The organism is Marinomonas algarum (assembly GCF_020532605.1).
GTDB lineage: Bacteria > Pseudomonadota > Gammaproteobacteria > Pseudomonadales > Marinomonadaceae > Marinomonas > Marinomonas algarum.
The window spans coordinates 83,810-94,899 of sequence record NZ_JAJATW010000012.1 but is presented as its reverse complement, the minus strand read 5'-3'; the positions used below and the strand labels follow the sequence as shown (position 1 = coordinate 94,899).

Here is an 11,090-nt window from a genome sequence, read left to right as displayed (position 1 = left end):
ATAAGTCCCCTAAAGAGCCGTTCGAGACTAGGACGTTGATAGGTTGGGTGTGTAAGTGCTGTGAGGCATTGAGCTAACCAATACTAATTGCTCGTGAGGCTTGACCATATAACACCAAAGTGGTTTTTAAAAACACATAGAATTACGATAAAGCATCAGCAATGATGAGAAATCGGTTTAACCTTGATACACGTTATTTCAAAATGAATTGTTGAAGATCAAGCATCCTATTCGCGTGAAAACGCAAACAGAATTGCTTGACGATCATAGAGGCGTTGAACCACCTGATCCCATCCCGAACTCAGAAGTGAAAAGCGCCATCGCCGATGGTAGTGTGGGGGATCCCATGTGAGAGTAGGTCGTCGTCAAGCTTTAAACACGAGAAGCCCTGATAGCTTATGCTGTCAGGGCTTTTTTCGTTTTGTACCCTTCACACCCCTCACTGTAATACTCAAAAAGCCCCGAGTGCTGTAGCAGTCGAGGCTTCAAAAAATCACTGTTTACTTAGCTATTACGACGAGCAGCAATCTCTTCTCGACGTACGCGTTGTGCTAGTTTGTCTAAAATACCATTAATGTATTTATGACTTTCAGTGGCACCAAAGCCTTTTGCCAGTTCAACGCTTTCGTTAATGGCAACACGGTAAGGAACATCTAAACGCTGAGACAGCTCAAATGCGCCGATACGCATAATAGCTAACTCAATAGGATCTAATTCACTAAGAGGGCGATCCAGCAATTCTTCGAATAAACCGTCTAGTTTCTTAGCACTAGCCGTGACACCCTGTAGTAATTCGCGAAAATACAACTTATCGCAAACACTCATTTCCTGGTCTTCGTTCATAACGAATTGTGTTTCTATTTCGCTAATCGCAGATTGGTTCATTTGCCATTGGTAAACGGCTTGTAATGCTAAGCGACGAGAAGCACTGCGCATCTGCGAACGTGAAGGTTTCTTTTCCTTACGTTTTGATGCTGGGTTCTGATCGTTAGTTGTTTCCACTTCGCTCATTTTTTGCCTCAATTATCCAGACAACGTTGCTTTACGTTTCATCTGTTTGGAAGTGTCCCTGATGTGAAGCGTCGTACAAAAAGTGGCTTAATGAAGCACTCTTATAAGTCGAGGCTTTATGTTCAGAAACACAAATATAGGGTAGTCACTTGGGCGGCGAGTATAGCAATTTTTATTCGACGTTTCTCGACAAAGTACGTTTTATATTCACTGGTAAAGAAATTTCTCACAGTCTTTTTATTAAATCTAAGAGCTGTAAGAAATAACGGCCTTTTGTCGAGAGTTTTATTTAAAATCAGTTGTCTTCTTCTAAGTACGTTGGTAAGTATATTAAACGGACATCTTGCCCAACCTGACGAACAGATTTCAGTGTTAGCTCTACTGCTTCATCCATGCTTTCTAATGGAAGGGTGAATAAGGGACGAGCGCTTGAGCCAAGAAGTTTCGGCGCCATATAAACGATGATTTCATCGATTAATCCAGCCTGTAAAAAGCCACCCGCCAATTCAGCGCCTGATTCCAATAATACTTCGTTAATTCCGGCGTCCGCTAGCTGTTCCATTGCGTCCAGTAAATCGAGTCTTCCGTCATCTCCACGAGGAGAAAAACGCACAGTGACACCTTTTTTACTGAGTGCTTCCAGATGTTCTGCTTCCACTTCCTCTTCGACACTAAATAGCCAAGCTTGTTTGGTTGGATAAAGAATTTTTGCCTCTGGGACAATTGATAAAGCGGTATCCATAATGACTCGAAGGGGTTGGCGTACCTCCTTAGGATCAATGTCTTGGTCTTTGTTATCAATACGTACTGTCATGCTGGGATTGTCGGCTAGAACAGAGCCTATACCGGTTACAATCGCATCGCTTTGGGCGCGTAAACGCTGCACATCTAAGCGCGCGTCTGGTCCAGTAATCCACTGACTTTCACCGGACTCCATTGCGGTGCGACCATCTAGACTCATAGCAAGTTTTACACGCACATAAGGAAGCCCTTCGCGCATGCGCTTAATAAATCCTGGGTTAAGCGCTTCACAATCGGCTTCTAAAATAGGCCCAATGACTTCAATACCCGCCTGTTGTATTTTTTTTAGGCCGCGGCCTGATACTTCTGGGTTAGGGTCTTGCATGCCGTAAACGACACAAGCGACGCCAGCCTTGATGAGTGCGTCTGCACAAGGTGGGGTTTTCCCCTGATGACTACAAGGCTCTAGAGTGACATAAACCGTTGCACCGACAACATCTTGTTGCTTTGCATCTGCAAGCGCATTGACCTCTGCATGGCCCTCTCCGGCTTTGGCATGAAAACCTTGCCCGATGATGTTTTGGTCTTTGACGAGAACGCAGCCGACGCGAGGATTAGGGTGCGTGGTATAGAGGCCTTTTTGAGCTAATTGGATTGCCTTAGCCATCCAATATTCGTGGTTATAAAGCGTCATAATTTGTCTTCTTTTGTTGCATCTGAGAGTGAGGCGTTGTTATCAGCGCAGTGGTTTTCTAGGTGATCGAGCGCATCGCGGAATTCGCTAATGTCTTTGAAGCTTCGATAAACAGAAGCAAAACGTACATAAGCGACTTGATCAAGACGTTGTAACTCTTCCATCACTGCTTCGCCTGTCCATCGAGAAGGAAGTTCCCGTTCACCGGTTGCTTGCATTTTTTCTTTGATTCGGGTGATGGCGGTTTCGATTGCTTCGATACTAACAGGGCGCTTTTCAATGGCCTTAATAATGCCTCTTCGAAGCTTGTCGTCGTCAAAGGCTTCTCGGCTACCATCGCTTTTGATCAGTTTGGGCATCTGCAATTCAGCGACTTCGAAGGTGGTAAAGCGTTCTTGGCATTGGTTACAAGTACGACGACGGCGTACTTGAGCGCCTTCTGAAACCAGCCGAGAATCGACTACTTTAGTATCTTGAGTTCCGCAAAAAGGGCATCGCATGGTGCTTCCAATATGGCTAATTTGGTGTAAGAATGCCTCGAATAAGGCGATATTTTTCGTCTCAAATCATACCAATCCCTCTGTCATATAGCTACAGAGCCTAAGAGGGCAATAAGGATCGCTATGCCGTTTGCTGAATTGTCAGGGTTAGTTGCTGCGTTGTGTTGGACGATTTCAAGCTTAATGGCACCGGGGCTGATACAGCGTTTTGGCACCATGCGTTTCAATACGCTGCGCATTGTTATTGCGAGTACGCTATTACTGCTTATTAGCGTGATGACTCAACGCTTTAATACTGCATTATGGCAACACGCTGACATCGTGATGTTGTCTGGATTATTGGGTATCTTCATCGGTGATACGCTGTTATTTACAGCTGTGCATCGGCTTGGGCCACGCCGTACGGGTGTGCTGTTTGCTACGAACGCGCCTATGTCGATTGTGTTGAGCTGGATGTTTCTTGATGAACAACTGACACTCGAGCAGCTATTTGCCTGTAGTGTGGTGTTATTAGGCGTTGTTATTGCCATTCTGTTTGGAAAACGAGGGAATACCCATGCTTGGGAGCAAACGAAAGGCAAGTTAAGTACAGGGGTTTTATTTGCACTCGGCGCCGCTCTAGGTCAAGCCAGTGGCGCGTTGCTCAGTAAACCTGCTTTGTTGGATGGCGCCGATCCGGTTGCTGTTTCTGCTTTGCGTGTGGGAACGGGCGCTGTTGCCTTAATGGCAGCTTACATGTTGTTTTATCGACATAAACAACCAACCGATGCCGTCCCCTTTGCTCAGTTAACTTGGCGTGATGGCGCTGGCATGATTGTCTTAGCGACCATTGGTATGGTCATTGGGATGAGTGTTTTGGTGTGGGGGGTAGGGAATGCAAATGTTGGCATCGTGACAACCTTATCTGCTGTGGTGCCCGTTTTACTTTTGCCCGGTCTATGGATCACGACGAAACAACGGCCTGCTTTAGGGGCGTGGATTGGTGCAACCTTAGTGGTAGTTGGTGCGTCGCTGATCATTCTGCAGTAACGAGAATTGTGCTATTGTTACCGCACTTTTTAGGCACAATATTCATTCATTTTTATTACTCATAGGATAAGTTGATTCTTTATGGCTCAGTTTGTATACAGCATGAATCGCGTAGGGAAAGTTGTTCCACCTAAGCGCGAAATTCTTAAAGACATTTCTCTTTCATTTTTTCCTGGTGCCAAGATTGGTGTGTTGGGCCTGAATGGTTCGGGTAAATCCACATTATTGCGTATTATGGCAGGCGTTGATACCGAGCATAATGGTGAAGCGCGACCTATGCCGGGAATCAAAATCGGTTATCTAGAGCAAGAGCCTCACCTTGACCCTGAAAAAAACGTGCGAGGCATTGTTGAAGAAGCGTTTGCCGATGTCATTGATGCTATGGCGCGCCTGGATCAAGTTTACGCAGAATACGCTGAGCCCGATGCCGACTTTGATGCGTTGGCGAAAGAGCAAGGTCAATTAGAAGCCCTAATTGAGGCAAAAGAAGGTCACAATCTAGAGCGCGCACTAGAAGTGGCCGCAGATGCACTTCGTCTTCCTCATTGGGACGCAAAAGTAGAACATCTATCTGGTGGTGAGCGTCGTCGTGTCGCCCTTTGTCGTCTATTGCTAAACAAGCCAGACATGATCCTACTAGACGAGCCAACCAACCATTTGGATGCGGAGTCCGTAGCTTGGCTTGAGCGTTTCTTGAAAGATTACCCAGGCACAGTGGTCGCTATTACCCATGACCGTTACTTCCTAGATAACGCGGCGGGTTGGATTTTAGAACTTGACCGTGGTCACGGTATTCCATACGAAGGCAACTACTCTTCTTGGTTGGAACAAAAAGACGCGCGTCTAGCCAGCGAAGCGAAGCAGCAAGCTTCTCACCAGAAAGCCATTAAATCGGAACTTGAGTGGGTGCGTCAAAATGCCAAGGGTCGTCAGTCGAAATCAAAAGCACGTTTGGCTCGCTTTGAAGAGATGAATTCTCAAGAGTTCCAAGATCGTAACGAAACCAACGAATTGTACATCCCACCAGGACCTCGTCTTGGCTCAAAAGTGATCGAAATCGAAGGCGTTAGCAAAAGTTTCGAGCACAAGATGCTGCTAGAAGACTTCAACATGGTCGTGCCACAAGGCGCGATTGTGGGGGTTGTGGGTGGTAACGGCGCAGGTAAATCGACTCTGTTCAAAATGGTCGCAGGTATTGAGCAGCCTGATACCGGCTCTGTTACGCTTGGTGAAACCGTACAGCTTGCTTACGTTGATCAAATGCGTGAACTGGACGGTGATAAAACAGTCTTTGAAGAAATTGCCGACGGCCAAGACATGATCACGGTGCACAATTACAAAGTGCCGTCTCGTGCTTATATCGGTCGTTTTAACTTCAAAGGGTCAGATCAACAAAAACTCGTTAAGCACTTGTCTGGTGGTGAGCGTAACCGTTTGCACCTTGCGAAATTGCTTAAAGAAGGTGGCAACGTCTTGCTATTGGATGAGCCGACTAACGACCTTGACGTAGAAACATTGCGTGCTCTAGAAGACGCGCTATTGGCCTTCCCAGGTGCCGCGATTGTTATTTCCCATGACCGTTGGTTTCTTGACCGCATTGCCACGCATATTTTGGCATACGAAGGCGATTCTAAAGCGGTCTTCTTTGAAGGTAACTATGCAGAATACGAAGCCGACTACAAACAACGTACTGGCAACGAAGCGACACCAACGCGTATCAAATACAAGCGTATTGATGCGTAGTAGCACTGAGTAAAATGGGTGAAGGAAAGCCGCTATCGAGGGATACGCGGCTTTTTTTGTACATAAAGAAACTGTGAATGGTATTGGGCCATCTTGTATATCTTGTTCTGCCGTATCTTACATAAGTTTTTTCCCAGCACGTTTACAGCGTTCAGAGCAGTATTTTACTTGAGGCCAATCACGTTCCCATTTCTTACGCCACGTAAAAGGGCGCTGACAAACAGGACAGGTTTTTTCAGGTAGATTTGGTTTTTTGTGTGCCATGGTTGCTGTTAATCATCAATGTTGTAATGGAATTTTAGTGAGCTGTCGCGCTCTGAGTCATGTGTACTTTACGAAAAGAAAGCGAACCTGGTTTTGTCTGGCTCCTTTTCGATCTTTGTTCCTGTAATATGCGCCGACTGTGGGTGGTTCAAGATGAACATTCAGTCATCAGTCACAGTAAAATAGAGAAAGGACAATATTAAATGGCGAATTTTAATACTCATGTTACTGTGGCGGCTGTGCTCAGTGTGCCTTTGGCTGGTGCGACCTTTGTACTGGGAATGGCCAGCATGAATGACGCTGTGCTGTATGCCATAGCGGGTACCTTTGGCGGTATGTTACCTGATATCGATGCCGACGAGTCCATTGCTATCCGATTGGTGTTTCGTTTGTTTGGCGCATTAGTGGCCGGGTTAGTCGTCATGACTTGGTTACATAGACTGCCTCACTGGGAAGTGCTATTTTCTGCTGTTACGGCTTATATTCTTGTTCGTTTTCCAGTGCGGTGGGTGTTTGAAGCGTTGACGGTGCACAGAGGAGCATTGCACAGCGTGCTAGCAAATTTGATGTTTGCTGCTGTGTCGGTGCCTATTGCACATCATTTCTTTCATTTGTCAGAAAAGACTGCATGGGGTATCGGTGGCTTTATTTTTATTGGCGCCACCATCCATTTAATACTCGATGAAATGTACAGCATTGATCTTTCTGGTATGCGGATAAAACGTTCGTTTGGTACGGCATTGAAACTGACAGACTGGAGTGAACCGCTGGCGTCATTAGTGCTGGTCTTTGGTTGTGTCATTGGCTATTTTTTTAGCCCAAGCCCAGAGTATTGGTTGAATACATTAGGGCAACTGCTGTCCGCTGCCGTTTCTGATGGGTTGCATTATTTTAAGTGAATAAGAGGTAAAGATGGATAAACGAGCTTTAGTCATCTGTTTGAGTGTCGCGGGTATGGCATTGTTCGGTTGCCAGTCTCAGCAACAGGCCACTGACGCCACATTGCATACACCCGACTTGCAAGGTAACTGGCAGGTAGAAGACATTGACGCCGGTGGTGTGATTGATTTTAGCCAGCTGACGGTACAGTTTCCACAAGAGAGCCGAATCAGTGGCTATACAGGATGCAACCAATACACTGCTGCGTTAGAGCAGAATGGCAACCAACTGACAGTGTTACAACCGGCTTCTACTCGTCGTTTATGTGCCGAGGCTATTTCGATGCAAGAGCAGCGATTTTTAGCCGCATTAAATGCCGCGGCTAAATTTCAGCAACACCCCAATGGTAGCCTGACTATTTTTGATGCGTCAGGTGACCAGCGTTTGACTCTTATGCCGATAACATCAAACGTCAAACAAGCTGATGGAGAGTGAATTTTCTAAAGTAGCTATCAGCTCTTCTAGCATAGTGAATAGAAAACAGTGAATCAGGTTACTTTAAAGTAGTTAATATCGTGTTTAAGCGTTTCTGATAACTGCTGCAATGCTAAGGTTTCACTCGCATTAGTTTGTAACGCCAGGCTGGTCTCTTTTGACATATCCGCCACTTTTTGGATCTCGTGATTGATCTCTGAGATAGTGACAACTTGCTGTGACGTGGCGGCAACGACTTCAAGTACTTTTGCCAAAGAGTCTTTAGATTGTTGCTGAATATCGTTCAATAGAGAGCTGGCTTCATTGGTTAATGCTAGACCATTTTCGACTTGTGGAACGGTGGCTTCCATGACTTGCACCGAGGCTTTGGTTTCCTCTTGAACTTGCAGAATCATTGTTTCAATGTCCGCCGTCGCATCACCCGTGCGTTTGGCTAGATTGCGTACTTCATCGGCGACCACAGCAAAACCGCGACCTGTTTCGCCGGCTCTAGCGGCTTCGATTGCCGCATTAAGCGCTAGCAAATTGGTCTGTTCTGAAATACCGCGAATCACATTCACAATATCACCAATACTGTGAGTACGAGCCTCAAGTTGGTTTACTTGTTCCACGGTGGCTTTTACGGTAGCGGATACTTTTTCAATTTCAGTCGCCACTTTTTGTACCGCAACTTGGCCTTTTTTCGATAATTCAGCGGTGATGTTGGAGTTGCTCTCGGTTTCGCGTACGCGGTCAGATATTGCATTAATGCTATTATTCATTTCCATCAGTTTGCTGACGGTCGAGTTGGTGTAAGTCAGTTGATTATCAGCAGAGATGAGCGATTGATTCGTACCGGAAGCCACTGTCGCTGAGCGTTGTGATAGCTCAGACGATGAGGTGATGATACTGTTTACAATGGTCACAATCTGCTTTTGCATGACCTCAACTGAGGACATTATGCTGTCTGGGTAATGAGAAGAAACCGGGGTCGTCAAATCTCCCTTGGCTATTTTTGCAATCACATTGGCCGCTGCATAGGGTTCAGCCCCTACAGAGTTCTTGATACGTCGACTGATCAAATACGCCACGCTGAGACCGATAAGAATCGCGGCACTGGTCAGAGCAATCATCCAGTTTTGAAAGGAGCCAGACACCTGTCGCGTATCAATGGTAGCGACTTGATTGGCTTTTTCCTCAAGATTGATGAAGGCGTTAATAGCGGCTAACCACTCAGTGAAAGCGGGCTTTGCATCATCTAATAATAGGGCGTTGGCCGCGATCATATCATTACTCTTTTTTGCCTGAATGACTTGAGCGATAAGCGGTAAGGTCTTTTTCTCAATGCGTTGTATGTCTTCGTAGAGCGCTTTTTCTTGCGCTGACATGGGCAGTTTGACTGGCGTCAACTTCTTCGCTGACTCTTGATAAAAGCGATCTAACTCAACAATATCGTCTAAAGCGGTGTTGAGCTCCCTCTCGTCTCTTGCTAAGACAACATCGCGAACGGCGATAGCTCGATCGTGCACACTGCCACGGAAGTTAATAGCGTAGCGCTGCTTCACAGAATTCACATCGGTGATTTGTGAAATGGTGGTATCGATAAAATTGACTTGATTGATAGCGATCACGGCGATAATGACGGTCATTATCAGTGTGGTGCCAAAGCCAATGATGAGGCGAGAATTAATGGTCATAATAGAACTCTGTCATAAGTGATAAAAAGTGACGCAAAAGCGTATTGGGGGCTTAGCAAACTCTCGACAGCGTCCTTGTTATTATCATTTTTCAGCATGCTAACCAGGGCGCTGAGTATAACGCTCTAACTAGTGACACGGTGCGTTTATTGAATGATTGCTACAAAATTACACATTCAATGAAATCACTTGCAGATGAGTCTGTTTAGGGTAGGTTATCTTCTTAATTCTTCATGTCACAGGCTTACACAATAGCTTACTAACGGACTGTTTGCTGTTCATCTATTGTCGATGAGCTGATGTTCATAACATGCCTAGCGACATGTGGATGAATCGGCGTGAGCCCAGATTTCATTCCAAGCGGTTTAAATACTTTATCGATAATACTCTGAACCTGACGACTCTTGTCTTGTTCAATATCTGTTAAAGTGCGACGGCTGACGCCAACTAACTCTGCATAGCGAGTTTGAGAAAAACCAAGCACTTCTTTACGAAGGCGTTTTAACATCTGTCCTTGGGTGAGCTCACCTAATATATGCTGTTGTAGAAGCTCTACTAATAAAGCTTGGCGTTGTTCTGCTGTCATGCTCATAAAAGCCCCCAACGGGTGAGTTTTGTTTCTAGCCATTTGACTTGGATAACCTCTAGAATTCGTTCAGGAACCCCCTTTGCTTCCAAGCGTTGCTGTAAACCAATTAGTCGACTTGCTGTTTGTTTTAATGCCGATAATGAGTTTTCATTCGGGCATAAGTCGCCAAGTTCTTCAGTGATAGATTGCCAGCGGTACTCTCCGCCTTCTTCAAATGGAGGCCCCCATTTTGTTGTTCTAGTAACACCTTCAGGATCTACTTTCATTGGTGCAAAATCATAAATAGGGGATAGCCAAATTTCGCTAGGCTTTTTAAGAAGTGCGGTATTACGACCATGATTATCAGAGTTTCCAAAAGCAATGTTTAGTAGGTCACGTGTTAACCATTCGCAAACAAACCGAGTAGTATCAAACTCTACTGATTGTCTTTTTAGCAAAGCGCACACAGAACGGATGACATCAAAGTGATTAAGGTAGCTTCCCGCCGGTTTGTTTAATACAGAAAAAATAGATTCCAAGCCGTAGCGTTCCCAGTGGTGTTTATTCCAATGAGTATCAAACCTTGGCAGCCAAAGAGAAGGATAACGACTACCTTCGATTAGCTTCATTTTCTCTGTACTAATTGTATTAAATCCCATATTCGTTAATTCATGATAGAAGTGATATTCCGCTCGTAAAATATCGCAATCGTCTTGTGTCTTTCGACCTCGTGGGAATTTCACTAAGTAATGCCTATCGGCAATATCGTGTTGCTCTTGAAAGGTATCAATCCAGACTTCATCTTGCTCAGAACAGCGCAGTAATAGCTTGGGTGCTTCGCCACCTGCACCAGTCGCACCCCCACTAATTGCTCCCATTTCTTGAGCGTATTCCAGAAAGTTTGAATCCCGTTCGACCACATCATTTAAATGAAACTTACGAAGGTGAAGGGTAGAATCAGCAGGTAAGCTGGGAAGCGACTCTTTAACTCTCAAATTGCCAACAGGTGCGATAGTGCCTTTTTCTAATAGAGCGGTATCTTGTTCACCAGCAGAAAGTCCTTGAAGCCCCCAGGAATCGATTAGATAACGCCGAGCTGCGCCAGCGGGAACAATGTCTTCTAAAAAACCAAACCAACGATCAGCTTCATGTTCAATCATAATTTGCACCGGTAGCACTAAGCTACAAGCGTGTTCATCATTACAGTCTAACCACTCGACAGAATATTCAAACTCATAACCAAGGCAGCTTGGGCTGGCACTCCCTTTTTTAGGGTGGAGTAGCTTCAATGTCGCGATATCGTGCCATTGCTGTTGAGTCAGAGCTTGAATAGTGAGTGTTTTCATCGAATACCTATGTGAGCATAGTTTTGCTCATTATAGTCTTTATAAGATGATTTTGAGAAATAAATTGCTCAAAAATATCGTATAGCGTTATTTTTGAGCATAGTATTGCTCGTTTTGGAAAGGGGGCCAGATCCCTTAAAAATA

At 45.2% G+C, this 11,090-nt stretch carries 11 protein-coding genes and 2 rRNA genes; 6 read left to right on the top strand and 7 right to left on the bottom strand.

Annotated features, from left to right (window positions below; genetic code table 11):
* A 23S ribosomal RNA gene (locus LG368_RS09580) occupies positions 1-108 on the top strand; the annotation flags it as partial.
* A gap of 148 nt (positions 109-256) precedes the next feature.
* Positions 257-371: ribosomal RNA gene (gene rrf, locus LG368_RS09575) — 5S ribosomal RNA — on the top strand.
* A gap of 133 nt (positions 372-504) precedes the next feature.
* On the opposite strand, the gene nusB is transcribed toward rrf, so the two are convergent.
* The 3 genes from nusB to nrdR all read right to left on the bottom strand — a co-directional run bounded on the left by nusB (position 505) and on the right by nrdR (position 2,946).
* Positions 505-1,011: a transcription antitermination factor NusB gene (nusB, locus tag LG368_RS09570; protein WP_226754499.1), complete on the bottom strand. Its 507-nt coding sequence runs from the start codon at positions 1,009-1,011 to the stop codon at positions 505-507.
* A gap of 295 nt (positions 1,012-1,306) precedes the next feature.
* Complete coding sequence (gene ribD, locus LG368_RS09565) at positions 1,307-2,446, bottom strand: bifunctional diaminohydroxyphosphoribosylaminopyrimidine deaminase/5-amino-6-(5-phosphoribosylamino)uracil reductase RibD (RefSeq protein ID WP_226754498.1); 1,140 nt, start codon at positions 2,444-2,446, stop codon at positions 1,307-1,309.
* Positions 2,443-2,946, bottom strand: coding sequence for a transcriptional regulator NrdR (gene nrdR, locus LG368_RS09560; protein ID WP_226754497.1), 504 nt, complete (start codon positions 2,944-2,946; stop codon positions 2,443-2,445). Before nrdR ends, ribD begins: the two co-directional genes overlap by 4 nt.
* Positions 2,947-3,069: 123 nt before the next feature.
* Here nrdR and LG368_RS09555 point away from each other — a divergent pair, with 123 nt between their 5' ends.
* Entirely contained in the window at positions 3,070-3,975 is a 906-nt protein-coding gene (locus tag LG368_RS09555; protein ID WP_226754496.1) for a DMT family transporter, read from the top strand.
* 81 nt (positions 3,976-4,056) lie between these two features.
* The gene (gene ettA / locus LG368_RS09550; protein ID WP_226754495.1) at positions 4,057-5,718 is read left to right on the top strand and encodes an energy-dependent translational throttle protein EttA; all 1,662 of its coding nucleotides are present in this window, start codon (positions 4,057-4,059) and stop codon (positions 5,716-5,718) included.
* Positions 5,719-5,835: 117 nt separating this feature from the next.
* On the opposite strand, the gene LG368_RS09545 is transcribed toward ettA, so the two are convergent.
* Positions 5,836-5,982, bottom strand: coding sequence for a DUF2256 domain-containing protein (locus tag LG368_RS09545; RefSeq protein ID WP_226754494.1), 147 nt, complete (start codon positions 5,980-5,982; stop codon positions 5,836-5,838).
* A gap of 203 nt (positions 5,983-6,185) precedes the next feature.
* On the opposite strand from LG368_RS09545, the gene LG368_RS09540 reads away from it, so the two are divergent.
* Both LG368_RS09540 and LG368_RS09535 read left to right on the top strand, forming a co-directional pair.
* Positions 6,186-6,881, top strand: coding sequence for a metal-dependent hydrolase (locus LG368_RS09540; protein WP_226754493.1), 696 nt, complete (start codon positions 6,186-6,188; stop codon positions 6,879-6,881).
* 13 nt (positions 6,882-6,894) lie between these two features.
* The gene (locus LG368_RS09535) at positions 6,895-7,356 is read left to right on the top strand and encodes an META domain-containing protein (protein ID WP_226754492.1); all 462 of its coding nucleotides are present in this window, start codon (positions 6,895-6,897) and stop codon (positions 7,354-7,356) included.
* A gap of 53 nt (positions 7,357-7,409) precedes the next feature.
* On the opposite strand, the gene LG368_RS09530 is transcribed toward LG368_RS09535, so the two are convergent.
* From LG368_RS09530 to LG368_RS09520, 3 genes are all read right to left on the bottom strand, one after another.
* Positions 7,410-9,032: a methyl-accepting chemotaxis protein gene (locus LG368_RS09530; RefSeq protein ID WP_226754491.1), complete on the bottom strand. Its 1,623-nt coding sequence runs from the start codon at positions 9,030-9,032 to the stop codon at positions 7,410-7,412.
* Between the two features lie 259 nt (positions 9,033-9,291).
* Positions 9,292-9,624, bottom strand: a complete 333-nt coding sequence (locus LG368_RS09525; protein ID WP_226754490.1) for a helix-turn-helix domain-containing protein — start codon at positions 9,622-9,624, stop codon at positions 9,292-9,294.
* Positions 9,621-10,946, bottom strand: coding sequence for a type II toxin-antitoxin system HipA family toxin (locus tag LG368_RS09520; RefSeq protein ID WP_226754489.1), 1,326 nt, complete (start codon positions 10,944-10,946; stop codon positions 9,621-9,623). The genes LG368_RS09525 and LG368_RS09520 overlap by 4 nt, the downstream gene beginning before the upstream one ends.
* Between the last annotated feature and the right edge of the window lie 144 nt (positions 10,947-11,090).

Bases quoted from the DNA above. Each gene is read 5' to 3' on its own strand.
- nusB (WP_226754499.1), bottom strand. From the start codon at position 1,011: ATGAGCGAAGTGGAAACAACTAACGATCAGAACCCAGCATCAAAACGT.
- ribD (WP_226754498.1), bottom strand. From the start codon at position 2,446: ATGACGCTTTATAACCACGAATATTGGATGGCTAAGGCAATCCAATTA.
- nrdR (WP_226754497.1), bottom strand. From the start codon at position 2,946: ATGCGATGCCCTTTTTGCGGAACTCAAGATACTAAAGTAGTCGATTCT.
- LG368_RS09555 (WP_226754496.1), top strand. From the start codon at position 3,070: ATGCCGTTTGCTGAATTGTCAGGGTTAGTTGCTGCGTTGTGTTGGACG.
- ettA (WP_226754495.1), top strand. From the start codon at position 4,057: ATGGCTCAGTTTGTATACAGCATGAATCGCGTAGGGAAAGTTGTTCCA.
- LG368_RS09545 (WP_226754494.1), bottom strand. From the start codon at position 5,982: ATGGCACACAAAAAACCAAATCTACCTGAAAAAACCTGTCCTGTTTGT.
- LG368_RS09540 (WP_226754493.1), top strand. From the start codon at position 6,186: ATGGCGAATTTTAATACTCATGTTACTGTGGCGGCTGTGCTCAGTGTG.
- LG368_RS09535 (WP_226754492.1), top strand. From the start codon at position 6,895: ATGGATAAACGAGCTTTAGTCATCTGTTTGAGTGTCGCGGGTATGGCA.
- LG368_RS09530 (WP_226754491.1), bottom strand. From the start codon at position 9,032: ATGACCATTAATTCTCGCCTCATCATTGGCTTTGGCACCACACTGATA.
- LG368_RS09525 (WP_226754490.1), bottom strand. From the start codon at position 9,624: ATGAGCATGACAGCAGAACAACGCCAAGCTTTATTAGTAGAGCTTCTA.
- LG368_RS09520 (WP_226754489.1), bottom strand. From the start codon at position 10,946: ATGAAAACACTCACTATTCAAGCTCTGACTCAACAGCAATGGCACGAT.